Origin of the sequence: Bacillus sp. FSL K6-1006 (genome assembly GCF_038593175.1) — a bacterium.
GTDB lineage: Bacteria > Bacillota > Bacilli > Bacillales > Bacillaceae > Bacillus > Bacillus safensis.
Genome location: NZ_CP151970.1, coordinates 531677 through 557586 on the forward strand (window position 1 = coordinate 531677; position 25910 = coordinate 557586).

The following is a 25910-nucleotide window of genomic DNA, read 5'->3' on the forward strand; positions in this document are numbered from 1 at the left end:
TTGATTGTTAAACGCGGTGATGTTTACTTTGCTGATTTATCTCCTGTTGTTGGCTCCGAGCAGGGCGGGGTTCGCCCAGTATTGGTGATTCAAAATGACATTGGAAATCGCTTCAGCCCGACTGCTATCGTTGCAGCCATAACAGCCCAAATACAAAAAGCGAAATTACCGACTCACGTCGAAATTGATGCAAAGCGCTACGGCTTTGAACGAGATTCTGTCATTCTCTTGGAGCAGATTCGTACAATCGATAAACAAAGATTGACAGATAAAATCACACATCTTGATGATGAGATGATGGAGAAGGTTGATGAAGCCTTACAAGTTAGTTTGGCTCTTATTGATTTTTAATATGGTGATACTTGGTTGCTCTGTTGGGAGCAACTTTTTTTGTGTTCAATTTTTATTAACGTTATAATGAAGAAAGACTAAAAGAAGTGCTGTTTATGTACGTAGGGGGTAAAACATGTCGAATCATATCGTGTTAGCTTTTGCAAGAGAGCATCGAGAGGAATTACAAAAAGAGTGGACGGACATTTTTAGACGACTCGGAGAAAAAGAAACGGACATGATGCTGAACGACAATATGTATGAAACCATCTGTTCGGAATATGTTCAATTAATCATTACATCTCTTTCAGAAGGGTATGCTGAAGATTTTGAAGAAAAAGTGCAAACTTTTGCTTTAAAAATTGTTCAAATGGGTATATCACTTAAGTTACTGGCAAATGGTCTAACAGAAATCCGTTCACATTTATATCACAAAATGAACGATGACAAAGATACAACAGAAGAAAGTCATGACCTCATCTGGCAAATTGATCGATTCATCACACCTATTCATAACGAGATCTTAAACCAGTATTCCATCTCATGGGAGAAAACAGTCAACCTTCAAAAAATCGCGCTGCAGGAACTTTCTGCCCCGCTGATCCCAGTATTTGAGCACATTACCGTCATGCCGCTTGTTGGAACAATTGACACAGAACGTGCCAAAAAAATTATGGAGAATCTGCTCAACGGTGTCGTCAAACATCGCTCACAAGTCGTCTTAATTGATATTACGGGTGTACCTGTCGTTGACACAATGGTAGCGCATCATATCATTCAAGCATCAGAGGCTGTGAGATTAGTAGGTGCGAAGTGCTTGCTTGTCGGTATTCGTCCAGAAATAGCCCAAACCATTGTGAACCTTGGAATTGATTTATCTCAAGTTACAACAAAGAATACCCTTCAAAAAGGAATTCAAACTGCTTTGGAAATGACAAATCGAAAAATTGTTTCATTGGAGGGATAACCCAGTGAGAAATCACCCGAAGATTCCAATCTTAAAACTATATAACTGTCTTCTGATTTCGATACAGTGGGAGCTTGATGATCAAACAGCTCTCCACTTTCAAGAAGACTTGCTGAATAAAATTCATGAAACAGGAGCAAACGGTGTTGTCATTGACCTCACATCCGTTGACATGATTGATTCCTTTATTGCAAAGGTATTAGGTGATGTGATCACGATGTCCAAGCTCATGGGGGCGAAAGTTGTATTAACAGGAATACAGCCGGCAGTCGCTGTGACGCTGATTGAACTTGGAATATCGCTTGAAGAAATTCAGACAGCACTAGATCTTGAACAAGGGCTTGAGACACTGAAGCGGGAATTGGGGGAATAGATATGAAAGACCAATCCTGTGTAAGAATATTGACGGAATGGGACATAGTCGCAGCAAGACAATTGGGGCGCAATGTTGCAAAAGAACTTGGATTTGGAACAGTTGACCAAGCAAGAATTACGACGGCCATTTCAGAATTAGCTCGAAACATCTATTTATACGCTGGTAAAGGTCAGATTTGTATAGAAGAAGTGATGGAGCGCGGAAAGCGTGGACTCAAAGTCATCGCAGCAGATGAGGGGCCGGGTATCATGGATATACGTAAAGTAATGGAAGACGGATTTTCAACATCAGGCGGACTCGGAGCAGGTCTTCCGGGCGTCAGACGGCTGATGGATGAATTTAAATTAGATTCTGCACCAGAACAAGGAACGGAGATACAAGCTGTTAAGTGGCTTCGCTAGGAGGGAAACCATGGATTTTAAGGAGGTAATGGAGCAGCGGTACCATCAGCTGCTCAGTCGTTATATCAGTGATTTAACTGAAACATCGCTTTATCAAGCTCAAAAATTTAGCCGTAAAACCATTGAGCATCAAATACCTCCTGAAGAAATAGTGAGTGTTCACCGAAAAGTGATTCAGGAGCTTTACCCTGATTTGCCGGAAGATGTTTTTCATTCACTAGACTTCTTAATTGAAGTCATGATTGGGTACGGACTTGCCTACCAAGAACATTTAACACTCAGAGGCATCCAGCAAGAAATAAAATCTGAAATTGAAATTGCTGCAAATGTTCAGCAAACCCTTCTGGAAACGAAAATTCCAGAAGGAGATACCTTTGATATTGGTGCAATTAGTGTACCGGCAAAACAGATGAGTGGAGATTATTACCACTTTGTAACAGATCACGATACAATCAATATCGCGATCGCAGATGTCATTGGAAAGGGAATCCCGGCTGCGCTCTGTATGTCGATGATTAAATATGCGATGGATTCCTTGCCAGAGTCAGGGAGCGGCCCAACAAAGGTGCTGAAAACCCTGAATCGTGTTGTCGAGCAAAACGTAGACCCAAGTATGTTTATCACGATGTTCTATGGCAGCTATAATAAAGAAACGCATGAGTTTAAATACGCATCGGCTGGTCATGAGCCGGGCTTTTTCTATTGCAAAAAAGAGAACACATTTTACGATTTAGACGCAAAAGGGCTTGTCCTTGGGATCGCACCAGAATTTGACTACAGACAGTACGAGAAGCATTTGGATGCAGGAGACATGGTGATCTTATTCTCTGATGGGGTCACAGAATCCAAGTCAGAGGATGGTTTCTTAGAGAGGGAGGACATCAAAACACTCATATCAGAGCACCTATCCTACTCAGCTCAAGAAATGGTGGATGCCATCTACGCCAGCTTACTCAAACTGCAGGATTTTCAGCTGCACGATGACTTTACTTTACTTGTTCTCAAAAGAAAGGTTTAGAAAGTGAACATGCGGGTATATAAAACTTTAGGAAACAAGAATTTCGAGGTGAATGCATAATGAATATGTCTGTAAAAGAGCATCAAATAGATCAAAAAACGAAAATCAGTGTCAGCGGTGAAATTGATGTGTACTCCGCTCCTGAGCTAAGAGAAACGCTCATGCCTAAAGCTGAGGCGGGAGAGCATCTTGAAATCTGTCTAAAGGATGTTACGTATATGGATAGTACAGGTTTAGGTGTATTCGTTGGGCTGTTTAAAGCGGCTCAAAAAGCAGGTGGCACATTAAAGCTTGAGAACTTGTCAGAACGGCTTGTAAGGTTGTTTGAAATCACTGGATTAAAGGACATCATTGACATTTCTGCAAAGTCAGAGGGTGGGGTACAATGAACGAATCAGTAGATCTAATCGAGATGAAAATACCGGCAAAACCAGAATATGTAGGCATCATTCGCTTGACTCTGTCAGGCGTAGCGAGCCGGATGGGCTATGCCTATGAAGAGATTGAGGACTTAAAAATTGCCGTCAGTGAGGCCTGTACAAATGCAGTTCAGCATGCCTACAAAGGTGAAGACGGCGAAGATGGAGAGGTGGCTGTTCGCTTTCTTGTTTACGAGGATCGTCTAGAAATCATTGTCGCTGACAAAGGCGGTAGCTTTGACTTTAAGCAAAAACAGGAAGACCTCGGACCGTACACATCTGCTCATACGGTGGATCAATTGGCAGAAGGAGGTCTTGGTTTATACTTAATGCAAACATTGATGGATGAAGTCGAGGTGCAAGCAAACTCCGGAGTTACCGTGGCGATGACAAAGTTTTTAAACAGGGAGCGAGTTGACCATGACACAACCATCCAAAACTATGAAACTAACTAAAGATGAAGTAGACCGCCTCATCCAAAGCTATCAAACCAATCAAGACGAGCAGGCGCAGCTCACGCTGGTCGAATGTTATACAAACTTGGTTGATATGCTGGCGAAAAAATATTCTAAAGGAAAAAGCTTTCATGAGGACCTTAGACAAGTTGGAATGATAGGTTTACTTGGCGCTATTAAACGATACGACCCGCTCGTCGGTAAATCATTTGAAGCCTTTGCTATTCCAACCATCATCGGGGAAATCAAACGCTTTTTACGAGATAAGACATGGAGTGTCCATGTACCAAGGCGGATTAAAGAGCTTGGACCAAGAATCAAAATGGCAGTTGATCATTTGACAACAGAGACACAGAAATCACCTAAAGTCCAAGAAATTGCAGAATACTTAGATGTAACAGAAGAAGAAGTACTTGAAACCATGGAGATGGGCAAAAGCTATCAAGCGCTGTCTGTTGACCAAGGCGTAGAGGCTGATTCTGAAGGAAGTACTGTGACGATTTTAGACGTTGTCGGCTCACAGGAAGAGGGCTACGAACGTGTGAATCAAAAAATGATGCTTGAGAGTGTGCTTCATGTGCTGTCGGATAGAGAAAAAGAGATTATCAATCTGACTTACTTGCAAAATAAGAGTCAGAAAGAGACAGGCGATTTACTTGGCATATCTCAAATGCATGTATCGAGACTTCAGCGGAAGGCAGTGAAAAAACTGCGAGATGCATTATCAGAAGATGCGTCTATGGAGCTAGGGTAATGAAACAGATTGAACAGCATGAGCATGTAAACGCCATTATCTATCAATCGAATAAAGAAGGAAAAGCATGCTGCGGGGACAGTTTTTTTATTAAAGCAGATGATGAAGAACTAATTTGTGCTGTAGCAGACGGATTGGGCAGCGGCCAGTACGCCAATGAATCATCTTCTTTAGTCAGCGAAATTGTCGAAGAATATGGACATGAGGATGTGGCGGCCCTCATCGACAGATGCAATCAGGCTATGAAAAATAAACGCGGGGCCACTGTGGCCATATTAAAGGTGAATTTTTCCCAGCAGCAATTTACCTATTGTTCGGTTGGTAATATTCGGTTTATCTTGAATGCACCTTCTGGCGACTATATTTATCCACTTCCGACATCAGGATACTTATCAGGGAAACCTAGAAAATATAAAACTTACACCTATTCCTACGAAAAAGGATCGATATTCATTATGTATTCAGACGGACTGAATGTGCCAAACATGCGCATGTGTTTAAAGCATGGACATTCAGTTGAAGACATCGCCAAACAGCTTGAAACATACACACAAGACAAAAAGGACGATCTCACCTATGTACTTGGTCAGCTCACGTAAAATAGCTGACCTTTTTTCTGTTTTGCCGGTTTTTTTGATACACTAAAAGAGAAGACACAGTGAGAGGATGCAAAGTATGAAGACATCTGACTTTTTATTGAAACAAATTGCGACAGAATTAAAGCTTTCAACAAAACAAATTGAAAGTGTGATCAAGCTTTTAGAGGATGGCAACACCGTCCCGTTTATTGCCCGTTATCGGAAAGAGCAGACAGGCTCACTGGATGAGGTGCAAATTCAAACCATTTCAGAGCGCTATACATATATCCAAAATGTCACGAACCGAAAAGAAGAAGTCATTCGCTTAATTGCTGAACAAGACAAACTGACCGATGAATTAAAACAGAAAATTGAACAAGCTCATAAACTGCAAGAGGTCGAAGATTTATACCGGCCATTCAAACAAAAGCGCAAAACAAAGGCGAATGTAGCCAAAGCAAAAGGGCTGGAGCCGCTGGCGGAATATTTACTCACGCTGCCAAGCGATCAGATCGAGAAGAAAGCAGCTGCTTTTATTAACGAAGAAAAAGAAGTGGCAAATGTAGAAGAGGCACTTGAGGGTGCGCAGCACATCATTGCTGAACAGCTTGCAGATGATCCTGATATGCGAAAATGGATTCGCAGTGAAACGTACCAAAAGGGTAGTCTGGTCACATCAGGAAAAGACGTCGAAAGCGATGAGAAAAACGTCTATGAAATGTATTACGATTATCAAGAGCCAATCAAAAAGATTGTCCCGCACCGTATACTAGCGGTCAACCGCGGGGAGAAAGAGGGCATTTTAAAGGCAGCCATCGAACCACCTGCTGAAAATATTCGCTTCTATCTCGACAAACAAGTTCTAAAAGGCAAACAGACGACGGCGAGACCGTTTATTGAAGCGGCAATCGATGATGCGTATAAACGCCTCATTCAGCCTTCCATCGAGCGAGAAATACGAAAAGAGCTGACAGAAAAAGCAGAGGAACAAGCGATTCATATTTTTGCTGAAAACTTAAGAAAACTGCTGCTTCAGCCGCCGATGAAAGGGAAACGTGTACTTGGAGTCGACCCCGCATTTCGGACAGGCTGCAAATTAGCCGTCGTGGATGATACAGGCAAAGTCCATCATATTGGCGTCATTTACCCGCATCCGCCTGTGCAGAAAAAAGCGGAAGCGAAACAAAAAGTGAAAGAGATCATTCAATCATCAAACATTGAAGTCATTGCGATTGGAAACGGAACAGCCTCAAGAGAGACAGAACAATTCATTGCAGACTTGATTCAAGAGCTGGATCAGCCGGTGTCCTATTTGATCGTGAATGAAGCAGGAGCAAGTGTATACTCCGCATCTGCACTTGCGCGAGAAGAGTTTCCAGATTTGCAAGTCGAAGAACGAAGCGCCATCTCAATCGCTAGAAGATTACAAGATCCTTTAGCAGAGCTCGTGAAAATTGATCCGAAGTCTGTCGGTGTGGGCCAATACCAGCATGATGTCAGCCAGAAGCAATTAAACAGCTCGTTAACCTTTGTGGTAGAAACAGTCGTCAACCAAGTTGGTGTAAACGTCAATACCGCCTCACAGGCGCTGCTGCAATATGTATCAGGCCTTTCAAAAGCCGTCGCAGGGAATATCATCAAGCGCCGCGAAGAGATTGGGAGATTCACAAGCAGAAAAGAATTGAAGGATATCCCAAGGCTCGGTGCTAAGACATATGAGCAGTGTATCGGTTTCCTTCGCATTACAGATGGACAAGACCCGCTTGATCGTACAGGTATTCACCCTGAGAGCTATAAAGAAACAAAACAGTTTTTACGCATGATCAACATGACGCCAGACGATCTTGGCACAGAGCAGTTAAAAGAGAAAATTGCTGAAGTGAAACTGGACGAAGCAGCCCAGCAGCTGGACATTGGGACAATTACACTTCAAGATATCATTGATCAGCTGACAAGACCTGAGCGTGATCCACGGGATGAAGTGCCAAAACCGCTGCTCAAAACAGATGTGTTGAAATTGGAAGACTTGAAGCAAGGAATGGAGCTGCAAGGAACGGTGAGAAACGTTGTGGACTTCGGTGCATTTGTTGATATTGGTGTAAAGCAGGATGGGCTTGTGCATATTTCCAAGCTAAGCAATCGTTTTGTGAAGCATCCGCTTGACGTTGTATCAGTTGGTGACATTGTGACCGTATGGGTGGACTCCGTTGACCAGACGAAAGGCCGTGTTGCCCTCTCCATGCTGAAACCAGAGTAACAAAAAAACGAGGCGCACCTTAGGATGGGGTGTGCCTTGATGTGACTGAATGTTTTTTTCTATAGAAGTACCAGCATTGATTCAGCAATTTGATTTGATAATGATTTTTCTCATAAAATGCCTTCTGCATCTGATTTTTCAGCCAGTTGGGCATCGCCCATTCCTCCTTTGATCGAAACAGTGGATGTACCTTCAATGTATGCATAGGGGAAATTGTCCCGTTCGAGGTTTTTATAGAAAGGAACGATCTTGATTGAACGAGAGAGAGTTACAGCAGTTAACAGAGCACATTTCCCAGCAGTTCTTTGGCAAGGCATTCCGCCATCAGGCTGTTTTTAATGACCGTCTAAAAACGACAGGCGGACGATATTTACTTGGTACACACAACATCGAACTGAACCGCCGATACCTAGAGGAGCATGGACGAGAAGAATTAATCGGAATCATCAAGCATGAGCTGTGTCATTATCATCTGCACCTTGAGGGAAAGGGCTATCAGCATCGTGACCGTGATTTTAAAGCGTTATTAAAACAAGTAGGAGCCCCGCGTTTTTGTACACCGCTAAAAACCGTACAAAATAAGCGCCGTGCGGAGAAACGCCATGAATATATTTGCACAGGATGCGGCCGGTCTTTTATAAGGAAAAGACGGTTTGATACCTCTCGTTATGTATGCGGCGTCTGCAAAGGGAAATTAAAGTGGCTGCGAACAACCGATTCATTGTGACAAGCATTCCTCTATGGGGATGCTTTTTTTGTTTCTATAGATGTGTGGACATATTGAGACAAAAAGAGACGCATGTCTCATTTTGTCTCTTTTTTCATCGGTATGATTCGTTCAAAACCTAAGTGTTCATGCGTCGTCATGTTGGCACGATTTTTGCTTGTATAGAAGTGCAAGCAAAAAAGATAGGAGGTTTTATCAAATGGAAATGGCATTGACTAAAGAAAAAGCCGTATGGATGTATCAAAAAATGCAGGAAATCCGCCAATTTGAAGACCGGGTGCACACCCTTTTTACAAAAGGAATTTTGCCGGGGTTTGTCCATCTTTATGCTGGCGAAGAAGCTGTTGCCGTAGGAGTCTGTGCTCATCTGAATGAAAAAGACAGTATTACAAGTACACACCGGGGCCACGGCCACTGTATAGCGAAGGGCTGTGATCTAAAAGGAATGATGGCAGAAATCTATGGGAAAGCAACAGGTCTCTGTAAAGGCAAAGGCGGCTCCATGCACATTGCAGATTTTGATAAAGGAATGCTCGGTGCTAACGGAATTGTTGGAGGGGGCTTTCCTCTTGCGTGCGGGGCAGCCCTCACAGCTAAATATAAAAAGACAGAAAATGTAAGCGTTTGCTTTTTTGGGGATGGTGCAAACAATCAAGGGACTTTCCACGAAGGAATCAATCTCGCGGCCATCTGGAAACTGCCCGTCATTTTCATTGCAGAAAACAATGGGTACGGGGAGGCGACACCATTTTCTTATGCTTCAAGCTGCAAATCAATCGTAGATCGAGCCGCCGGTTATGACATTCCTGGGATTCAAGTAGATGGAAAAGATGTGATGGCCGTTTATCAAGCCGCAGAGCAAGCAATTGAACGAGCAAAAAATGGAGAAGGTCCGACATTGATAGAATGCATGACATATCGAAATTATGGCCATTTCGAAGGAGACGCCCAGCGTTATAAAACCAATCAAGAAAAAGCAGAACACCAAGAAGAGAGAGATGCGATCGCTCTTTTTAAAAATGAATTGATCAAGCAGCAGCTGCTGACGAATGGGGAGCTATCAAATATTGAAGCGGCTGTAGCAGAAGCGATAGATGAAGCCGTTACATTCAGTGAAGAAAGTGAATATCCAGATCAGACCGAATTATTGACCGACGTATATGTTTCGTATCAATAAATCAAAGGGGGAGAGGAAAATGACAAGAGAAATCAGCATGTCTAGTGCATTAAATGAAGCGATTAAACTTGCCATGAGAAGAGACGAGGATGTCATTTTAATGGGGGAAGATGTTGCTGGAGGTGCTCATGTCGATCACTTACAGGATGATGAAGCATGGGGCGGTGTGCTTGGTGTAACGAAAGGAATCGTTCAGGAGTTTGGACGTGAGCGAGTTCTTGACACACCGATTAGTGAAGCTGGCTATGTAGGTGCGGCCATGGCAGCAGCTTCCACAGGTTTAAGGCCAATTGCAGAACTCATGTTTAATGATTTTATCGGCACCTGTCTGGACCAAGTGCTGAATCAAGGAGCAAAATTCCGATACATGTTTGGCGGAAAAGCAGAGGTACCGATCACGATCAGAACGACACATGGGGCGGGTTTTAGAGCAGCTGCCCAGCATTCACAAAGCTTGTATGCGCTATTTACAAGTATCCCTGGATTGAAAGTAGTGGTGCCTTCTTCTCCATACGATGCTAAAGGATTGCTGCTGGCAGCCATCGAGGATCAGGACCCTGTCATCTTTTTTGAAGATAAAACGCTTTACAATATCACAGGAGATGTTCCAGAGCGATACTACACGCTGCCGCTTGGTAAAGCAGAGGTGAAAAGAGAAGGCTCAGATGTGACCATTTTTGCAGTAGGCAAACAAGTTCATACAGCACTCGAAGCGGCCGAGCAATTAACTGCACGTGGAATTGAAGCAGAGGTGATTGATCCAAGAAGCTTGTCACCGCTCGATGAAGAGGCCATTCTAACTTCAGTAGAAAAAACAAATCGGCTTGTCATTGTAGATGAAGCAAATCCGAGGTGCGGAATTGCCGCAGATATTTCTTCTCTGGTTGCGGATAAAGGATTCGATTTACTTGACGCTCCAATCAAAAAAGTGACGGCTCCTCATACACCGGTTCCGTTTTCACCACCGCTTGAAGATATCTATTTGCCGACACCTGATAAGGTTGTGAACACCGTATTAGAGATGGTTGGAAAGAGTCATGACAAGATCTTGAACTAAAGAAAGGAGAGAGGGAGATGGCTGTCGAGGTTGTGATGCCGAAATTGGGCATGTCAATGAAAGAAGGAACGGTATCTGTCTGGAATAAAGAGGTCGGTGAAACCGTAAATAAAGGGGAAAGCATTGCAAGCATCAACTCTGAAAAAATTGAAATGGAGATCGAGTCACCTGCAGAAGGAACCATATTGGATATAAAAGTGCCTGAGGGAGAAGGTGTACCGCCTGGCACGGTCATCTGCTATATCGGTGAAGGAAATGAACAGGTCGAGGAAAAGAAAGAAAAAGACCTGCCGCCAAAACAAAAGAAAGAGAGAAAGAAAATCTCCCCTGTGGCACGTAAGATTGCTCAAAGCGCTAATCTGGATATTCATACTTTAGTGGGAACAGGGCCAGATGGGAGAATCACGAAAGCGGATGTGCTTCGGGCACTTCCTGATGAAAAAGAAAAACAACACAATGAACCAACAAAGTATCAGCCAGTCAGCATGATGCGGAAAACCATTGCCTCGCGAATGATGGAAAGCCTGCAAACAAGTGCACAATTAACAATAACGATGAAAGCGGATGTGACAAAGCTGACAGCATTACAGTCTGAGTTGAACGAAACAGCCGCAGCACGACACGATATGAAATTAACCCTGACCGATTTTGTAGCCAAAGCAGTGGTTCTTTCCCTGCTAGAGCATCCTGCAATGAACAGTCAATATCAACATGATAGAGTCGAAACTTTTGAGTATGTTCATCTTGGAATCGCTGCTGCTTTAGATCACGGTCTGGCAGTGCCTGTTATTCGGCATGCGGAAAAACTTTCACTTATTGAGCTGGCGAAGAGTATCAAATCGTATGGCAAAAAAGCACGTGAAGGCAAACTTCTTCACGATGAAATTGAAGGTTCTACCTTTACAATCACTAACCTAGGCGCCTATGGTGTGGAACATTTTACACCGATTTTAAATCCGCCGGAAGCAGGTATTCTTGGCGTTGGCAAAGCGGATCACATGCCTGTTTATCATGGGAATGAATTATGTAAAGGGACGATCCTGCCACTCAGTCTGACCTTTGATCACCGCGTGATGGACGGGGCGCCGGCATCCGAATTTTTATCAACTGTCAAAGCATATTTAGAAAAACCAGTATCCATTCTTTTATAGGAAGAAGGTGAAATGACCATGACGCTTGTTATTATAGGAGGCGGGCCAGCAGGATATGTGGCGGCAATAACAGCCGCCCGTTTTGGCAGAGAGGTTGTATTAATCGACCAAGGCCTGTTAGGAGGTACCTGCCTGAATGAAGGCTGTATTCCAACGAAAGCACTTTTGCAAAGCGCCGATACGTACGAGCATGTGAAATCAGCTGGACATTTTGGAATTGAGCTTTCAGAAAAGGAGCCTGTTATTCATTGGGATGCCGTTCAAAAGCGGAAGCGGTCAGTCGTCAAGCAGCTGACTGATGGCGTTCGTTATTTGATGAATAAAAACAAAATCAGCGTGTTAAATGGGAAAGCATCATTTCTTTCAGCTCATGAGCTATTGATAGAAAGTGAAGGGAAATCTGAAATCATTCAAGCCAAACAATTCATTATTGCTACGGGATCAGAACCTGCTGCTTTACCTTTCGCCCCATTTGATAGAGAGTGGATCATTGATAGTAAGGATGCCATGACGCTCCCTTCAATACCAGATTCGCTTTGTATCATTGGTGGAGGGGTGATCGGCTGTGAGTTTGCAAGCATCTTTAGCAGAATGGGATCAAAGGTTGTCATGGTGGAACAGGCAGCACACATTTTACCTGAAGAAGATCACGATACAGCTAACTGTCTTTACGATCAGCTTCAAAAAGCAGGTGTAGAGATTTTGACATCAGCAGCAGTCAAACAGCTTGATGCAAGCTCAAAAAAAGTGGTCGTTGAGAAGGTTCAGGGGGAGCGCTGTGACATCCAGTCTGATCATTGTTTAGTCGCCATTGGCAGAAAGCCGAGGCTGGAAGAGCTGAATCTTGAGCAGATCGGCATTGAATTTGACAGGAACGGCATCTGCGTGAATGAGCATATGCAAACCAATCTCCCGCATATCTATGCGTGCGGTGATGTGACAGGCGGCGTTCAGCTTGCTCATGCTGCTTTTCATGAAGGAACGATTGCGGCATCACATGCATCAGGGGAAGATGTAAAGGTCAATGAACACGTGATTCCAAGGTGCATCTACACGTCTCCAGAAATCGCTAGTGTCGGTTTAAATGAAGAGAATGCTAGAAAACAATATGGGGAGATTCGGATAGGGAAATTTGCATTCTCTGCAAATGGAAAAGCACTAATTTTAAATCAGCCAGCTGGTCAAGTAAAGGTCATTGTCGAACCGCAATATCAAGAAATTTTAGGTGTATCCATCATCGGACCGAATGCCACAGAACTGATTGGACAAGCGGCGGTGATGATGCATACAGAGTTGACAGCTGATACATTAGAGCAGTTTATTGCGGCACATCCGACACTCTCTGAGGCGATACACGAAGCCTTGCTGCAAACAAATGGACGAGCGGTGCACTGCTGATAGAGAAACCTTCTATCCGATTGACTTCCTGGGTCAGCCAATAATTGAAAGCGCTTTTATAATTATCTATAATGGATAAAAAGCCCCCAGAGGAGAGGATGGAATGAATCCGACGCCTTGTTATTTAAATACTTGGAAACGTTTTGTTCATGAAGGTTTGCTTGATAGATCTCGTCTGGATAAGAGAGTGATGGAGTCATGGCACAGATGTAAACAGGCAAATGTGAACCCGTATTTAGATAAAGGACAGTCGTTTTTAGAAAAGGAATTATTCAGTGTTCAAAAAAAGAAGTACTCACTCTTTCTAAATGCCGCTCTTCCTTACTTAAATAAAATCAGTCAGCAATTAAAAGAATCTGACATGATGGCTTTACTCATCGATGCAGATGGTTATGTGCTAAGTCTGACAGGAAGCCAAAGGACGCTGGTCGAAGCGAAAAAAATAAATTTTATGGAGGGCGCGCGCTGGACCGAAGCCGATGTGGGGACGAACGCTATTGGAACGGCACTGGTCATTGGGGAAGCTGTAGCGATCAACGGAACTGAGCATTTTTCAGTCGCTTCCCACCATTGGAGTTGTTCAGCGGCCCCTATTCGTGATGCAGACGGCACGATCATAGGAGTCATTGATATCTCCTGTATGGCGGATCAAAGGCATCCTTTTATGCTTGGAATGGCTTCAACAGTTGCATATGCCATAGAGAGAGAAATTCAGGTCCAGCAAAAAAGAAAAGAGATGGAGCTGATCAGTCATTGTCTCCAGCAGGTAGAAGCGGACGAGCCGTATGTTGTCTGTAATGAGAAAAAGCAGATTGTTTTGGCAAGTAAGCCGATTAGAGACCGATTTTCAGACTGGTATGGAATGGATGTTGAGCTGCTCACGGGTGATACATTTGTTACACGGGACAAGCAGATCATTCAGTCAGAACAGGACGGAAAGCTGCTTGGGATGTCTTTTTCGCTTGAAGAAGCAGCAAAGAGCAATATAACCGTTTCTTTTGCTCAATTTCCCGGGGAATCTGGAACAAGTACGGTATTTCAACAGACGCTCAGCAAAATAAAACGAGCAGCACAAACAGATGCAAATGTCTATATTTGGGGAGAAACAGGTACAGGGAAAGAACTGGCCGCTCGAGCGATTCACTTAGCTAGTGAAAGACATGAAGGACCGTTTATTGCCGTTAATTGTGGAGCCATACCTGAAAGCCTGTTAGAAAGCGAACTATTTGGTTATGCTGAAGGGGCTTTTACAGGGGCAAAACGTCATGGAGCAAAGGGGAAGTTTGAACAGGCGCAAAAAGGAACGCTCTTTTTAGACGAAATTGGAGAAATCCCTTATGCGATGCAAGTGGCGCTTCTTAGGGTCATTGAAGAAAGGAAAGTCGTACCGCTCGGCGGGACACACGAAATCCCTTTGGATATTAGAATCATTACAGCGACACACCGGAATATGAATGAACTGTTGAAGGAAGATAAAATACGAGAAGATTTGTATTACCGTCTTCATGTCTATCCAATCAACATCCCGCCGCTTAGGGAAAGAAAAGAAGACATTGTTGATTTATATCGTTACTACCAAAAGAAACACCAATGGAATGCAGCATTTCCTGAATCATTTTTTCGTAAGCTTGAAGCGTACCATTGGCCAGGAAACATACGAGAGCTTTTTAATCTGTTTGAACATATAAGGGTACTGTTTCCTAAAGGAGGATGGATTGGTGAATCGCAATATGCGGCGGTATTAGAGGCGATGGATCAGAAAAAGCAGAAGCTGCATCTACCAGAGTATACCGAGAATCCAAAAGAACTCACGCTTAGGGAACGCATTCAAAAGCAAACAGTGATAGACGCACTTCACAAAACGAAGGGCCATGTGTCAGAAGCAGCGAGGTCAGCAGGCGTGCCAAGAAGCACCTTTTACAAGTGGATGCGGAAGTATAAGCTGTCATGAACCCATAAAGAGCGCAGCAGCAAGGAGGCCTTGGTCTTTCAATTAGAGGTCGGGGTCTTTCTGTCATGTCTAAACAGAAAACAAAAAGGAAGGAAGAAAGGCTTGACTGTTATATTAGTATATGTTAAATTATAAAAGCCGTCGCTAATGAGACAGGAATGAAACACTTAAAAATTCTTGACACATTTTTCTGGCATAGATATAATGAAACATGTCTTATTATTCCGCAGTAGCTCAGTGGTAGAGCTATCGGCTGTTAACCGATCGGTCGTAGGTTCGAGTCCTACCTGCGGAGCCATAATGGAGAAGTACTCAAGTGGCTGAAGAGGCGCCCCTGCTAAGGGTGTAGGTCGCGCGAGCGGCGCGAGGGTTCAAATCCCTCCTTCTCCGCCATTATTGTATGGCCCGTTGGTCAAGCGGTTAAGACACCGCCCTTTCACGGCGGTAACACGGGTTCGAATCCCGTACGGGTCATGTTTTGTTTTTTGATTCGTTGGGCTATAGCCAAGCGGTAAGGCAACGGACTTTGACTCCGTCATGCGTTGGTTCGAATCCAGCTAGCCCAGCCATTTTTTATATATGTTTTTCTGCATAGCAGATGAGCCATTAGCTCAGTTGGTAGAGCATCTGACTTTTAATCAGAGGGTCGAAGGTTCGAGTCCTTCATGGCTCACCATTGTCACGCGGGTGTGGCGGAATTGGCAGACGCGCTAGACTTAGGATCTAGTGTCTTTATGACGTGGGGGTTCAAGTCCCTTCACCCGCATTGTTTTTCCAAACAGTGCACTTATGAATATATGAGCACATCATACACGCGGTCGTGGCGGAATGGCAGACGCGCTAGGTTGAGGGCCTAGTGGGTGAATAACCCGTGGAGGTTCAAGTCCTCTCGGCCGCATCAATGATACCAAGGGTTTTGAGTCCCTTGGTATTTTTTTATGCTTATTTTTAAATGATCTACTGCCCACAAACTGCCCACTTACCTAAAGTAAGTTATCTAATTTATCAGCCATTTCCTTCTGTTTGTTTGGATATAGGTGTCCATAAACATCAATTGTTGTTTTTACAGAACCATGCCCTAAACGCTCTTTAATTGTTATGTAATCTTCTCCTTGGTGTATTAATAGTGCAACATGTGAATGTCTAAAATCATGTAAACGTATAGGAGTAAGATCGCTGTCCTTGCAAAAGTATTTAATCTTCCGACTGAAAATATCTTTTCTTGAAGGTGTATCTTTATATTGAAAGATATAGGTATCATTTGAATGTCTAATATCTAAATCATTAAACAACTCTTCTTGTGCTTCTCTCCAATGCTCTAGTAGATTTAGCAATTTTTTATTGATACTAACTCTCCGAATCGAATTTTTGGTTTTTGGTGTAGTGACAACAAACTGACCATCAAGCCAGGTGCACGATTTATGCACATCTATTTCTAATAAGATTTTGTCAATATCTTTCCATTGCAGGGCGAGCATCTCACCACATCTTAGTCCAGTTAAAAAAGCAACGGTATAAAAGGTTTTAAACAAAATACCAAAATGAGTCCATGACCTCTGGAAATGTGTTTAATCAACTAGGAGAATCTTTTATTGCTGTGGTCGCTTCTATTGTCATTGGGATACCTTTTCTAGCATTAGCGTTCTTTAACTTCTTGCTTCAAATTATCGCTTTAGTCATTGTCTTCTTTGTGCCATTTGCTTTCATATTAGCGTATGTTCCTCAATTAGCTTATTCGGGATTTGTTACGCTTGGACGCTTGGGGAGTGTTTATCTACTAAAAGCAATGTTAGGAGTTATCGTTCTGTTTGTGTACGTAACTTGCTTTATCGTTGACAAGTTAATTCCTCCAAACGGTTTCGGAATGTATCTCTTAAATGTTGCTGTCCTTGCTTCTATCTTGTGGATTGGTTTTCACAAAAGGGATGCCATTATCAAGTTTGTGACTGCTGGAAAAGTTGTTTCAGTTGATAATAATATGATGGAAAACATGAGACAAAACGTTGTTCAGCCTGCTTGGGAAAATGCGAAGAAAATAGGAAGCACATTGGGTAACGGAGGCGGTGTATTTACTGACTTTGCAAAGAATTTCAGGGGAAGAAAAGATGGTTCGAATGCTGATGGCGTAACTGGTACTTCAATTGGAAGTGGCGGCGATTCGCCGAGTGGGACTGCTATGGGATATGATAATACTTATGCCACTTCAAGAACTCCGCAAAAAGAGACGGCTAATGGAATTGCTAGTCATAACAGCCGAAACTTAAAACGAAATCCTCAAACTCTATCGAAAGAACAAGAAAAGCAAAAACAAAAAAATGCCTTTGCGAATGCAAAAGAAAATAAGCACCAATCTCATTTAGACAGATTGAGAAGAGACGGAATAAATTCTCCTATGTTGAAAGACGCTTTGAATGAAGGAAATGAGGATTTATCCAAACGAGCACCTATCTTGCAGGATAAAAAGGATGAATCGGCACGAACAGATCAAAAAGAATATGTTGATCAGCTTCTTAAACAGCCTGATAATCAGCAACAAACTGACGATGCATCATTACAACATGAAGAAGAAACTACTTTTAATCGTGCGCCTGTCTTACAAGAGAATGAAAAAGATACAGAGCGCACTGATCAGAAAGCATATGTTTATGAAGAACAAAATCAGAATCCTGAAACAGATCAGCAACAAGATTTTGAAGTCCAGAAAGATGATTCTGTTTCAAAGAGTGAGCCTATAGCACAAGAGAAAACAGCAGACATTAAACGTTCAGACCAAAAAGTTATGATAAATCAATCTGAACCGCAGTATGGATTTGAAAGCCCTCAACCTGCAAAAGTAGAGAATCAGCCTATTGCCAATAACGAACGTAAAATCAGACCATCTGAACCCGCAAAAGTCCATTCAGATGGTATTCGTGTTGAGGATAAACAGGTTATTGCTCCTGCTGAAAGTAAGGCTGTATCAAGAGAAAAACAGCCTTCATCACAAACCATTAAACGGACTGAACAAAGCGTTAATACATTTGAGCAAGTGTCTTTAAATGATATTGGAAGGCGTACCTCGTTAAAATTAGAAGATCGACTGAGAAGGGATGAAAGAACAAGATGATAAGTAAAAAGGTAGTTCTTCCTGTGGTGTTCTCGGCTCCTTTTATCTTCTTTTTTGTTTTATCTATAGTAGTGGTTATGACGATTTCAAGAGAAAATCAAGTCGGAGACGATTTTATAGGCGGCGGGGATGGCGAATATGAAACGGTTGGCATTGCACCGGAAGTCGAACGATTTAGGGCTGTATTTGAAAAGTATGCCCGTCAGGAAGTTGTTTTTGACCAAGTGAATATTATTATGGCGCTCACCATGCAAGAAAGTGGTGGGCGTTCTTTAGATATTATGCAAAGTTCTGAGAGTATTGGTTTACCTCCAAACTCCATAACTGATCCAGAATATTCGATTGAAGTCGGCATTAAACATTTTAAGAAGGTTTTTAAACAGGCTGGCGGTGATGTTCGTTTAACCTTACAGGCATACAACTTCGGTTCTGGATTTATAGACTATGTGAAAAAGAATGGCGGGAAATACACAAAGAAATTGGCACTCGATTTCAGCCGACTTCAAGCTTTCAAAATGGGATGGAAAAGTTATGGTGACCCAAGTTATGTTGACCATGTCATGAGGTATAAAAAGGCACTGATAAAAATGTAAAACCTGTGAATGGCTCTATGGATTTCTATGAAACGGTCATGAAAGAAGCTTTGAAGTATGAAGGGCAACCATATGCCTGGGGTGGTTCAAACCCGAAAACTGGATTTGATTGTTCGGGCCTTGTGCAGTGGTCTTTTGCGAAAGCTGGAATCACTCTTCCTAGAACAGCACAAGAACAACATGGGGCAACAAAGAAAATAAGTGAAAAAGAAGCAACTGCGGGTGACTTGGTGTTCTTTGGTGGCACATATGAAGGAAAAGCCATTACTCACGTCGGCATCTATGTAGGCAATGGCAGAATGTTTAATTCAAATGACAGTGGAATCGAATATTCTGATCTGAAATCAGGTTATTGGAGAGATCACCTTGTATCTTTTGGACGAATTAAATAACTAGGAGTGGAAATATGAAAACACATATTGCATGGGCTTCAGCTTGTTTATTATTGATATTGCTGACCGGATTTTTTACGAATGGACAGCAAACGTATAAGATTGAAAAGTTAAAGGATAATAATGAGGTTCTGAAAGAAAAAGTCAAGGAATTGAACCATATAGAATCAACAAGCAGTGCTTCGGAAAACAAGGCATTTTTCGAAGCGTTTTATAATTACTCCGATATAGATAAGCGATATGAAACAGTTAAGCAGCATACAACCGAAAAAGGGTTTGATTATGCATTCCCTTCTCGATCTGATCAAAAGCACACAGTCAGCGTGCAAAGTGAATTACTTTCACTAGAGAGTTATTCAAAACCGTTGGATGAATCCCATGAATTGTTTTTAAACGTTGTTGAAATCGCCACAACTGCGAATTCAGTTACTACGAATCAAGTGTTGATTGTTCAAACGACTATGAAAAAAGAGAAAGATGGTTGGTTAGTTGATAATGTGCAGGTCAAGGGAAATGGATAAAAGGTGGAAAAGATCAAATTGTTTGTTTATACTAAATATTGAAAAAGGAGGTAATGTTTATTTTGAAAAACCTTTTTATTTTCCTTAGTTTGATGATGATGTTCGTTTTAACTGCATGCGGTGGCAACAAGTATGATGATGCGATTGATGATGTAATTAGCCAATACAAAGAAGAAAGAGAAGTAAATAATCCAAATTACGAAATAACAAGAGATAATGCCTTGGTTAAAGTTTTTGATGGTGGTAAATATATTCAAGTTGCTTTCTATACGCCTAAAGATTCTAATGATGAATTATCTTCGTTTTCTTACTATGAAAAGCAAGGTGATGAATATACAAGGCTAGAAGGCATGTCAAGAACTGGCGAAAATGACCGTCTTGGTTTATCAAAGAAAACACCAGACTATGAAGAATCAAAAGGTAAAGAAACTAAGTTGGAAAACTAAACTTTATATTAATTCAGGCTGTGAGAAAATCTCAACAGCCTTTTATAATTGTTTAGGAGCAAGTGGATTGATAGTATGGACAAATGGTATCTAAAAAAGGAAAGAGTTTTAAGCCTTTTCTTTTTATCTATTATGTATATGAGCAAATTTTCTGTGCCTTTCAACTTCTATTTCTGGGTTATGTTTAATTTAACCAAGCACTTTTTAAAAGCTTTGAGCCAGATGTAATTTCATCAAAGTTGAGATGAGCGAAACCTAACTTTATCATTGGTTTATCAGGCATATTATTAACGAAATGAATGGAAGTGGGATATACTTTCACTCCGTACTGCAAAGCACGCTGAATTAATTTCTCTTCTGGACAATTCAGGTGAACTCTCACTAATATATATAATCCGGACTGCTCGCCGATGATTGTCACATGATCCCCAAACTGCTGCTTTATATTTGTAATTAAGTGTTGCATTTTGCGTCTATATACAATGCGCATACGTTTAATATGGCGAGTCCATTCACCAGCCTTCATAAATTCAGACATGGTTAGCTGATTAAGCAAAGAAGCAGTGTTTTCGAAATGAAGAAACCGTTTTTTATACTTATGCAAAATGGGCTGCGGCAAAACCATATAACTTATACGGATGCCGGGAAGAAAGGATTTTGAGAAATTCCCTAAATAGATTACTCGTTCTGATTGAATGGATGCAAGGGCGGGAAACGGCTGTTGCGTATAACGGAACTCACTGTCATAATCATCTTCAATAATATATCCCTCTCTATTATACGCCCAATTGATCAGTGTTTGACGATGCTTAATGGTCATGCTTACGCCGTAAGGGCTATGATGGGAAGGAGTCACATAGATTAATTTCTCTTTCAGTGCATTTAATTGAGAAAAGTCAGCTCCACTTTCATAAACAGGAAGCGTTTCTAAATGAATTCCATGAAATTGAAAAGCTTCCCTGGCACCTTCATACCCCGGATTTTCAACTATAATTCCGTCAAATTCCTCTTTTAGAATGTAGCAAAGATATATTAGCATTTGTTGCGTACCACTGCCGATAATAATAGAGTTAGCATCTGTTTTTACCCCACGTGATTCCAAGAGATAAGTGGCAATTTGCTCACGGAGGTTCATTTCTCCGAATGGTTCACTGTACAGATAGCTTTTCTCTAATGACAAAACCTGATTGTATAATTTTCTCCATATTTTCAGCGGGAAATGCTTTTGATCGACGGCTCCGGCGCGAAAATCAATCAGTATCGATTGTGACGTTTCTGTTTTATCAGCTCGAACATCATCATTTTCTTGTCTTAAAAGGGGTTCTACTTCATTTGCAAAATACCCTTTGCGTGATTCACCGCGAATGTATCCCTCTGCTAAAAGGAGATCGTAGGCCATTAGCGTTGTATTGCGACTTACCTGCAGGGAATTGGCCAGTTCTCGAATGGATGGCAGCTGCTCATTTACTTTTATATTTCCATGCTCGATTAATGCCTTAAATTGCTCGTAAATTTGTTTGTATTTGGGAGTGTCGCTTTTGAAAGCGAAAATCATGCTTTTCATTCGTTTTTCTCCTCTGACATGTGTATTTAAGTAAAACTGTACCTTTTAAAATGTCAGTTGTTATTTTATCCTAAAAGTACTTTGTCAATCCATTGAAAATAAAGACATATGGTTAGTTTATGAAGAATATTCACTTGGAGGGATTTCTAAAATGAAAAATCTAAATGTTGCTATTCCTACACCTTTTAATGAGGATGAAAGTCTATTCTTAGAAGGATTTGATCCTATTGTGGAACATTTAAAAAATAACGGTATCAATTCATTACTAATATGCGGTACTACTGGTGAACAACATTCTCTGAGCATAGATGAACGTATTCAGATCATTGAGTATTTCAGTCAGCGAAAATTCGATGATATCGAACTTATGTTTGGTGTTTCAGCTACGAGAACAAGTGATGCCATAAAACTAATTGAAAAAATTGAGAAAACTCATATTCATTCAATATTAATTGGTTTTCCGCCTTATATAAGACCTACACAAAAGCAAGCTATTTATTATGTTGACGAACTTCTTAGTCATACATCTAAAGAGGTTGCGCTTTATAATAACCCTACCAGGACTGGTTTTAATTTGAGTGAGAAAGCACTTAATGATTTACTAAGCCGACATTCAAATATAAGGGGACTTAAAGAAGGGGGCGATGTTCATCGGCATAAACAAACAGACTTCCCTAATAATTTTATTATATTTGCAGCTGGAGATGTAAACCTTCCAGAAATGATTAAAAATGGATGCAATGGTCTATCAAGCTTGGTTGGAAATGTTTATCCTGATGAGATCAAAGTAATTTTCAATGACTTATTAGAAAATAAACATGTAGATTTAAATAGATTAAACGAACTTATAAATGAAGTTATAAACGATCACACTCTTATTAATATAAAAACTCACTATAAAAATATTGGTTTAAAAATAGGAGATTGTCGATCACCGATCATAAAAATGTAAGATGGCGCCTTAGTTCGTTATAGAAAGGACTAACTTTGAGAAAGTGGAAGGAAATTTAAGGCTGTCGAGAAAAAACTCGACAGCATACCCTATATTGTACGATTTTTATCTTTACCTAAATTTAATGAGGTACTAGAAGGGTTTGTTAATATGCGGTCTAAAACTTTTTTAGTAAATGTCATAAAGTAATTAAGTATTAACCCTGCTAAACAAACGGTCAATAAAGTCCCTATACCAATTGGTCCATTCAAAATTATTGCCATTATCAAGAATATTAGGTAAATGAGTGTTCTTGCAAAAAATAGATTTGTTCTGGTTAATTCTTGTATGATTAAAGTTAATCGATCAATTGGAATTGGCGCAAAATTGGTGTGTAAATATGTTGCAGTTCCTATTCCTATTACAACTAGCCCGATTCCGAAACAAACAACTTTGCTATACCATTGTTCAGGTGTTATTAAATCCTGCAATAAAAAAAGCCACATATCAATACCAATACCTGTTATAAATGCTGTTAACATCCCCAAAATCTCTGGTCTTTGTCTCTTTAAAATTGAATTGAAACAAATCAGTATTAAGGCTAATATAATTTCCCAACTTCCCACAGTAAGTCCCACATTTGTGGACAGTCCAACCAATAGAGCATCAAAAGGTGAAGTGCCAAGGCTTGATTGAATCGTGAAAGAAATGCCGAGGGTTAAGATTAAAATTCCTAATATATAAAACAAATATTTCATTGTACTCAGCCTTTTTTTATTATTTTTTGTTGTATTTACAACAAAGTTAGTTTATATTCAATATATGTCATTTATATTGTATTTGCAACAAAAATAAGTTCTAAGGGGGTAATGATGAAGGAAATTCTTCGTGAAATTGGAATGATTGCAAGGGCGTTAGATTCTATAAGTAATATCGAATTTAAAGAACATGACCTTACCAAAGGGCAGTATTTGTATCTTGTACGAATATGTGAAAACCCAGGAATCATCCAAGAAAAGCTAGTTGAAATGATCAAAGTAGACAGAACGACAGCGTCTCGTGCGATTAAAAAACTTGAAATGAACTGTTTTATTGAAAAGAAAGATGATGAACATAACAAAAAAATAAAAAAACTCTTTCTAACTGAGAAGGGGAAAAATGTATTTCTATTTATAAAAAGTGAAAATGAGCATTCAAATCATGTTGCTTTAGCGGGATTTTCTGAAAAAGAAGCAGAGTCTATTTTCAATTTTCTTCAAAGAATAAGAAAAAATATAGAAAAAGATTGGGAATATGTTAAGAAGGGAAACAAAAGAAGTTATTTATAAAGAAGGAGCTTTATAAAAGTGAACATTCTAATAAAAAAGTGCAATCATGAAGATTTAAACATACTTCAAGACATAAGTATTGAAACGTTCAACGACACATTTAAAGATCAGAATTCACCTGAAAATATGAAAGCCTATTTAGAAAAAGCTTTTAACTCTAAACAACTTGAATTGGAGTTATCCAATTCTTGGTCACAATTCTATTTTGTTTTTTTAGATAATGAAGTAGCTGGATATTTAAAGGTCAATACAAATGATGCTCAGTCGGAAGAGATGGGTGATGAATCACTTGAAATCGAAAGGATTTATATAAAGAAGAAATTCCAAAAACATGGTCTGGGTAAACATCTGTTTAATAAAGCTATGGATATTGCACTGGAATGTAATAAAAAGAAAATTTGGCTAGGTGTATGGGAAAAAAATGAAAATGCCATTGCTTTTTATGAAAAGGTGGGATTTATTAAAACAGGAGCGCACTCATTTTATATGGGCGATGAAGAACAAACTGACTTCATCATGATCAAGACACTCATATAAATTTTTACAAGGGGGATGGATAGTTATGTATATTCCGAAATACTATAAGGTAACAAATATTAATGAGATTTGGGACTTTGTTAAAGAAAACTCTTTTGGCACAATTGTGACAACAAGAAAAGGGAAACCCATTGCTACTCATTTACCATTGCAGCTAGTGCAAGAAGGAGATACTTACTTTATAACGGGGCATATCGCTTATGGGAATCCTCAATGGAGAACATTTGAAACCAGTGAAGATGTACTGGTGATGTTTCAGGGACCACACGCTTATATCTCTTCTTCTTGGTATAAACAGGAAAATGTGCCAACATGGAATTATCAAGCTGTACATGTATATGGTACAGCTAGCATTTTAAACGAAGAAGAGTTAAAACAAGACTTAACATCGTTGCTACAAAAATATGAAAAACATCGTGAAAATCCGGTTTTATGGGATAGGCTTTCTCCTCAATTATTAGGACAAGAATTGAAAGGTATTGTTGGTTTTAAGATTAGAGTACAAGAAATTCAAGCTGCCAATAAATTAAGTCAAAATCGTAATGAAGAGGACTATCAGAACATCATAAATAAACTCTATGAAGAAAAGGATATAAATTCTCAACAAATGGCGCAACTGATGGAGAGCAAGTTCAAAAAGGAAAATTAAATGCTATTTTTATAATTTAAGATTTTTCTTTCCTAGAATAAGTTTTGTCAATGAAAACAATTAAATTGTAGAGGGGATTTTCAGTATGCTTCAAGAAGTAGCAGGTATTAGAATTCCAGATACTCAATTGGCGAAAGATGCAGCAGATATTTTACGCGAGCATGGGGACAATTTATTGTGGAATCACTCAAATCGTGTATTTTTATTTGGTGCAGTTAACGGAAGAAAAACAAAGCAGCATTATGATTTAGAATTGCTATATGTTAGTGCATTATTCCATGATTTAGGCTTAACAAAAAAATTCAGCAGTCCCGATTTAAGATTTGAGGTAGACGGTGCAAATGCAGCCAGAAGCTTTTTGCAACAGTACCAAATACCGGATGAATCAATTCGTCTTGTTTGGGATGCTATTGCGTTGCATACTACACCTGGCGTTGCAGAACATAAAGAGTCTGAAGTGGCATTACTCTTTTCAGGTGTTGGTTTGGATGTAATGGGAGATGGATTTGAACAATTCCCCGCCGATTATCGTGAAGAAATTATAAAAGCATTCCCACGCAGTAATTTTAAGAGAGACATTATTCCAGCATTTTATGAGGGCTTTAAACATAAGCCTGAGACTACTTTCGGCAATATGAAGGAAGATGTTGTTAAACATTTTAGACCAGACTATAAAAATAAAAATTTCTGTGATTGTATTTTGCATTCACCTTGGACTGAATAGAGAGATAAAAGTAAAGAAATAAAGTTAGAGGAGTAAACCATGTGTTTACTTCTCTTTTTTGTGTGTCTATGAAAGGATCGACGGGAGGTTGGCGTCAAGTCGC

26 protein-coding genes, 7 tRNA genes and 3 pseudogenes are annotated in these 25910 nt (G+C 40.5%); 32 read left to right on the plus strand and 4 right to left on the minus strand.

Annotated features, from left to right (window positions below; translation table 11 throughout):
* The 10 genes from ndoA to NSS65_RS02595 all read left to right on the plus strand — a co-directional run bounded on the left by ndoA (position 1) and on the right by NSS65_RS02595 (position 7555).
* The gene (ndoA, locus tag NSS65_RS02550; protein WP_024425388.1) at positions 1-351 is read left to right on the plus strand and encodes a type II toxin-antitoxin system endoribonuclease NdoA; all 351 of its coding nucleotides are present in this window, start codon (positions 1-3) and stop codon (positions 349-351) included.
* A gap of 115 nt (positions 352-466) precedes the next feature.
* Entirely contained in the window at positions 467-1297 is an 831-nt protein-coding gene (locus NSS65_RS02555; RefSeq protein WP_034283948.1) for an RsbT co-antagonist protein RsbRA, read from the plus strand.
* Positions 1298-1301: 4 nt separating this feature from the next.
* Entirely contained in the window at positions 1302-1670 is a 369-nt protein-coding gene (gene rsbS, locus NSS65_RS02560; protein WP_003214235.1) for an RsbT antagonist protein RsbS, read from the plus strand.
* A 2-nt stretch (positions 1671-1672) separates the two neighbouring features.
* On the plus strand, positions 1673-2074 hold the full coding sequence (locus NSS65_RS02565) for an anti-sigma regulatory factor (protein WP_024427376.1): 402 nt from the start codon (positions 1673-1675) through the stop codon (positions 2072-2074).
* A 10-nt stretch (positions 2075-2084) separates the two neighbouring features.
* Entirely contained in the window at positions 2085-3092 is a 1008-nt protein-coding gene (locus NSS65_RS02570; RefSeq protein WP_024427377.1) for a PP2C family protein-serine/threonine phosphatase, read from the plus strand.
* Positions 3093-3151: 59 nt separating this feature from the next.
* Entirely contained in the window at positions 3152-3481 is a 330-nt protein-coding gene (locus NSS65_RS02575; protein WP_024425392.1) for an anti-sigma factor antagonist, read from the plus strand.
* Positions 3478-3966, plus strand: a complete 489-nt coding sequence (gene rsbW, locus NSS65_RS02580) for an anti-sigma B factor RsbW (RefSeq protein WP_024425393.1) — start codon at positions 3478-3480, stop codon at positions 3964-3966. The genes NSS65_RS02575 and rsbW overlap by 4 nt, the downstream gene beginning before the upstream one ends.
* On the plus strand, positions 3932-4720 hold the full coding sequence (sigB, locus tag NSS65_RS02585; protein ID WP_024427378.1) for an RNA polymerase sigma factor SigB: 789 nt from the start codon (positions 3932-3934) through the stop codon (positions 4718-4720). Before rsbW ends, sigB begins: the two co-directional genes overlap by 35 nt.
* The gene (locus NSS65_RS02590; RefSeq protein WP_024427379.1) at positions 4720-5319 is read left to right on the plus strand and encodes a PP2C family serine/threonine-protein phosphatase; all 600 of its coding nucleotides are present in this window, start codon (positions 4720-4722) and stop codon (positions 5317-5319) included. The genes sigB and NSS65_RS02590 overlap by 1 nt, the downstream gene beginning before the upstream one ends.
* A 76-nt stretch (positions 5320-5395) precedes the next feature.
* Positions 5396-7555, plus strand: a complete 2160-nt coding sequence (locus NSS65_RS02595) for a Tex family protein (protein ID WP_326134977.1) — start codon at positions 5396-5398, stop codon at positions 7553-7555.
* Between the two features lie 19 nt (positions 7556-7574).
* Here NSS65_RS02595 and cmpA read toward each other — a convergent pair whose 3' ends face one another.
* Positions 7575-7709, minus strand: coding sequence for a cortex morphogenetic protein CmpA (cmpA, locus tag NSS65_RS02600; RefSeq protein WP_008346893.1), 135 nt, complete (start codon positions 7707-7709; stop codon positions 7575-7577).
* 99 nt (positions 7710-7808) lie between these two features.
* Here cmpA and NSS65_RS02605 point away from each other — a divergent pair, with 99 nt between their 5' ends.
* The 13 genes from NSS65_RS02605 to NSS65_RS02665 all read left to right on the plus strand — a co-directional run bounded on the left by NSS65_RS02605 (position 7809) and on the right by NSS65_RS02665 (position 15914).
* Positions 7809-8282 (plus strand): SprT family protein, encoded by a 474-nt coding sequence (locus NSS65_RS02605; RefSeq protein ID WP_076840776.1) that lies wholly within the window; start codon positions 7809-7811, stop codon positions 8280-8282.
* A gap of 199 nt (positions 8283-8481) precedes the next feature.
* Positions 8482-9459, plus strand: coding sequence for a thiamine pyrophosphate-dependent dehydrogenase E1 component subunit alpha (locus NSS65_RS02610; protein WP_034622611.1), 978 nt, complete (start codon positions 8482-8484; stop codon positions 9457-9459).
* Between the two features lie 19 nt (positions 9460-9478).
* Entirely contained in the window at positions 9479-10516 is a 1038-nt protein-coding gene (locus NSS65_RS02615) for an alpha-ketoacid dehydrogenase subunit beta (RefSeq protein ID WP_326134981.1), read from the plus strand.
* 17 nt (positions 10517-10533) lie between these two features.
* Positions 10534-11667: a dihydrolipoamide acetyltransferase family protein gene (locus NSS65_RS02620; RefSeq protein WP_326134983.1), complete on the plus strand. Its 1134-nt coding sequence runs from the start codon at positions 10534-10536 to the stop codon at positions 11665-11667.
* An 18-nt stretch (positions 11668-11685) separates the two neighbouring features.
* Positions 11686-13065, plus strand: a complete 1380-nt coding sequence (gene lpdA, locus NSS65_RS02625; protein WP_326134985.1) for a dihydrolipoyl dehydrogenase — start codon at positions 11686-11688, stop codon at positions 13063-13065.
* 103 nt (positions 13066-13168) lie between these two features.
* Complete coding sequence (locus NSS65_RS02630; protein ID WP_326134986.1) at positions 13169-15016, plus strand: sigma-54-dependent Fis family transcriptional regulator; 1848 nt, start codon at positions 13169-13171, stop codon at positions 15014-15016.
* Positions 15017-15239: 223 nt separating this feature from the next.
* Positions 15240-15314: transfer RNA gene (locus NSS65_RS02635), tRNA-Asn, on the plus strand.
* A gap of 4 nt (positions 15315-15318) precedes the next feature.
* Positions 15319-15409 (plus strand) — tRNA-Ser (locus tag NSS65_RS02640).
* 9 nt (positions 15410-15418) lie between these two features.
* A tRNA-Glu gene (locus NSS65_RS02645) sits at positions 15419-15490 on the plus strand.
* A 20-nt stretch (positions 15491-15510) separates the two neighbouring features.
* Positions 15511-15585, plus strand: a tRNA-Gln gene (locus NSS65_RS02650).
* A gap of 31 nt (positions 15586-15616) precedes the next feature.
* A tRNA-Lys gene (locus tag NSS65_RS02655) sits at positions 15617-15692 on the plus strand.
* Between the two features lie 7 nt (positions 15693-15699).
* A tRNA-Leu gene (locus tag NSS65_RS02660) sits at positions 15700-15782 on the plus strand.
* Positions 15783-15830: 48 nt separating this feature from the next.
* A tRNA-Leu gene (locus NSS65_RS02665) sits at positions 15831-15914 on the plus strand.
* Positions 15915-15999: 85 nt separating this feature from the next.
* On the opposite strand, the pseudogene NSS65_RS02670 reads toward NSS65_RS02665, so the two are convergent.
* Positions 16000-16551: pseudogene (locus tag NSS65_RS02670) on the minus strand (site-specific integrase); the annotation flags it as partial.
* On the opposite strand from NSS65_RS02670, the pseudogene NSS65_RS02675 reads away from it, so the two are divergent.
* The 4 genes and pseudogenes from NSS65_RS02675 to NSS65_RS02690 all read left to right on the plus strand — a co-directional run.
* Positions 16551-18122: pseudogene (locus NSS65_RS02675) on the plus strand (hypothetical protein); the annotation flags it as partial. The pseudogenes NSS65_RS02670 and NSS65_RS02675 sit on opposite strands and share 1 nt — an antisense overlap.
* A pseudogene (locus NSS65_RS02680) lies at positions 18119-19107 on the plus strand (bifunctional lytic transglycosylase/C40 family peptidase). The pseudogenes NSS65_RS02675 and NSS65_RS02680, both read left to right, overlap by 4 nt.
* Before the next feature lie 14 nt (positions 19108-19121).
* Positions 19122-19628 (plus strand): hypothetical protein, encoded by a 507-nt coding sequence (locus NSS65_RS02685; protein WP_326134987.1) that lies wholly within the window; start codon positions 19122-19124, stop codon positions 19626-19628.
* A gap of 53 nt (positions 19629-19681) precedes the next feature.
* Positions 19682-20074 carry a cystatin-like fold lipoprotein gene (locus tag NSS65_RS02690; protein WP_326134988.1) on the plus strand — a complete coding sequence of 131 codons (393 nt, stop codon included), beginning with the start codon at positions 19682-19684 and terminating at the stop codon, positions 20072-20074.
* 184 nt (positions 20075-20258) lie between these two features.
* Here the strand turns inward: NSS65_RS02690 and NSS65_RS02695 are convergent, their stop codons facing one another.
* The gene (locus NSS65_RS02695) at positions 20259-21638 is read right to left on the minus strand and encodes a PLP-dependent aminotransferase family protein (protein ID WP_326134989.1); all 1380 of its coding nucleotides are present in this window, start codon (positions 21636-21638) and stop codon (positions 20259-20261) included.
* 151 nt (positions 21639-21789) lie between these two features.
* On the opposite strand from NSS65_RS02695, the gene NSS65_RS02700 reads away from it, so the two are divergent.
* A complete protein-coding gene (locus NSS65_RS02700; protein WP_326134990.1) occupies positions 21790-22590 on the plus strand; it encodes a dihydrodipicolinate synthase family protein in 801 nt (266 codons plus the stop codon).
* 89 nt (positions 22591-22679) lie between these two features.
* On the opposite strand, the gene NSS65_RS02705 is transcribed toward NSS65_RS02700, so the two are convergent.
* Positions 22680-23327: a YitT family protein gene (locus tag NSS65_RS02705; RefSeq protein ID WP_326134991.1), complete on the minus strand. Its 648-nt coding sequence runs from the start codon at positions 23325-23327 to the stop codon at positions 22680-22682.
* Between the two features lie 114 nt (positions 23328-23441).
* On the opposite strand from NSS65_RS02705, the gene NSS65_RS02710 reads away from it, so the two are divergent.
* The 4 genes from NSS65_RS02710 to NSS65_RS02725 all read left to right on the plus strand — a co-directional run bounded on the left by NSS65_RS02710 (position 23442) and on the right by NSS65_RS02725 (position 25807).
* Positions 23442-23897 carry a MarR family transcriptional regulator gene (locus NSS65_RS02710; protein ID WP_326134992.1) on the plus strand — a complete coding sequence of 152 codons (456 nt, stop codon included), beginning with the start codon at positions 23442-23444 and terminating at the stop codon, positions 23895-23897.
* Between the two features lie 18 nt (positions 23898-23915).
* The gene (locus tag NSS65_RS02715) at positions 23916-24434 is read left to right on the plus strand and encodes a GNAT family N-acetyltransferase (RefSeq protein WP_326134993.1); all 519 of its coding nucleotides are present in this window, start codon (positions 23916-23918) and stop codon (positions 24432-24434) included.
* Between the two features lie 25 nt (positions 24435-24459).
* Positions 24460-25083 carry an FMN-binding negative transcriptional regulator gene (locus NSS65_RS02720; RefSeq protein ID WP_342467357.1) on the plus strand — a complete coding sequence of 208 codons (624 nt, stop codon included), beginning with the start codon at positions 24460-24462 and terminating at the stop codon, positions 25081-25083.
* Between the two features lie 85 nt (positions 25084-25168).
* The gene (locus NSS65_RS02725) at positions 25169-25807 is read left to right on the plus strand and encodes an HD domain-containing protein (RefSeq protein ID WP_326134994.1); all 639 of its coding nucleotides are present in this window, start codon (positions 25169-25171) and stop codon (positions 25805-25807) included.
* Positions 25808-25910: the final 103 nt, after the last annotated feature.

What these genes read in the sequence shown, in the direction of transcription:
- NSS65_RS02575 (WP_024425392.1), top strand. Translation starts at nt 3,152, where the DNA reads ATGAATATGTCTGTAAAAGAGCATCAAATAGATCAAAAAACGAAAATC.
- NSS65_RS02570 (WP_024427377.1), top strand. Translation starts at nt 2,085, where the DNA reads ATGGATTTTAAGGAGGTAATGGAGCAGCGGTACCATCAGCTGCTCAGT.
- NSS65_RS02595 (WP_326134977.1), top strand. Translation starts at nt 5,396, where the DNA reads ATGAAGACATCTGACTTTTTATTGAAACAAATTGCGACAGAATTAAAG.
- sigB (WP_024427378.1), top strand. Translation starts at nt 3,932, where the DNA reads ATGACACAACCATCCAAAACTATGAAACTAACTAAAGATGAAGTAGAC.
- NSS65_RS02615 (WP_326134981.1), top strand. Translation starts at nt 9,479, where the DNA reads ATGACAAGAGAAATCAGCATGTCTAGTGCATTAAATGAAGCGATTAAA.
- NSS65_RS02555 (WP_034283948.1), top strand. Translation starts at nt 467, where the DNA reads ATGTCGAATCATATCGTGTTAGCTTTTGCAAGAGAGCATCGAGAGGAA.
- NSS65_RS02720 (WP_342467357.1), top strand. Translation starts at nt 24,460, where the DNA reads ATGTATATTCCGAAATACTATAAGGTAACAAATATTAATGAGATTTGG.
- cmpA (WP_008346893.1), bottom strand. Translation starts at nt 7,709, where the DNA reads ATGCCCAACTGGCTGAAAAATCAGATGCAGAAGGCATTTTATGAGAAA.
- NSS65_RS02610 (WP_034622611.1), top strand. Translation starts at nt 8,482, where the DNA reads ATGGAAATGGCATTGACTAAAGAAAAAGCCGTATGGATGTATCAAAAA.
- NSS65_RS02620 (WP_326134983.1), top strand. Translation starts at nt 10,534, where the DNA reads ATGGCTGTCGAGGTTGTGATGCCGAAATTGGGCATGTCAATGAAAGAA.
- NSS65_RS02685 (WP_326134987.1), top strand. Translation starts at nt 19,122, where the DNA reads ATGAAAACACATATTGCATGGGCTTCAGCTTGTTTATTATTGATATTG.
- rsbW (WP_024425393.1), top strand. Translation starts at nt 3,478, where the DNA reads ATGAACGAATCAGTAGATCTAATCGAGATGAAAATACCGGCAAAACCA.
- NSS65_RS02690 (WP_326134988.1), top strand. Translation starts at nt 19,682, where the DNA reads ATGTTTATTTTGAAAAACCTTTTTATTTTCCTTAGTTTGATGATGATG.
- NSS65_RS02695 (WP_326134989.1), bottom strand. Translation starts at nt 21,638, where the DNA reads ATGAAAAGCATGATTTTCGCTTTCAAAAGCGACACTCCCAAATACAAA.
- NSS65_RS02705 (WP_326134991.1), bottom strand. Translation starts at nt 23,327, where the DNA reads ATGAAATATTTGTTTTATATATTAGGAATTTTAATCTTAACCCTCGGC.
- NSS65_RS02725 (WP_326134994.1), top strand. Translation starts at nt 25,169, where the DNA reads ATGCTTCAAGAAGTAGCAGGTATTAGAATTCCAGATACTCAATTGGCG.
- NSS65_RS02630 (WP_326134986.1), top strand. Translation starts at nt 13,169, where the DNA reads ATGAATCCGACGCCTTGTTATTTAAATACTTGGAAACGTTTTGTTCAT.
- NSS65_RS02565 (WP_024427376.1), top strand. Translation starts at nt 1,673, where the DNA reads ATGAAAGACCAATCCTGTGTAAGAATATTGACGGAATGGGACATAGTC.
- lpdA (WP_326134985.1), top strand. Translation starts at nt 11,686, where the DNA reads ATGACGCTTGTTATTATAGGAGGCGGGCCAGCAGGATATGTGGCGGCA.
- NSS65_RS02700 (WP_326134990.1), top strand. Translation starts at nt 21,790, where the DNA reads ATGAAAAATCTAAATGTTGCTATTCCTACACCTTTTAATGAGGATGAA.
- NSS65_RS02590 (WP_024427379.1), top strand. Translation starts at nt 4,720, where the DNA reads ATGAAACAGATTGAACAGCATGAGCATGTAAACGCCATTATCTATCAA.
- NSS65_RS02710 (WP_326134992.1), top strand. Translation starts at nt 23,442, where the DNA reads ATGAAGGAAATTCTTCGTGAAATTGGAATGATTGCAAGGGCGTTAGAT.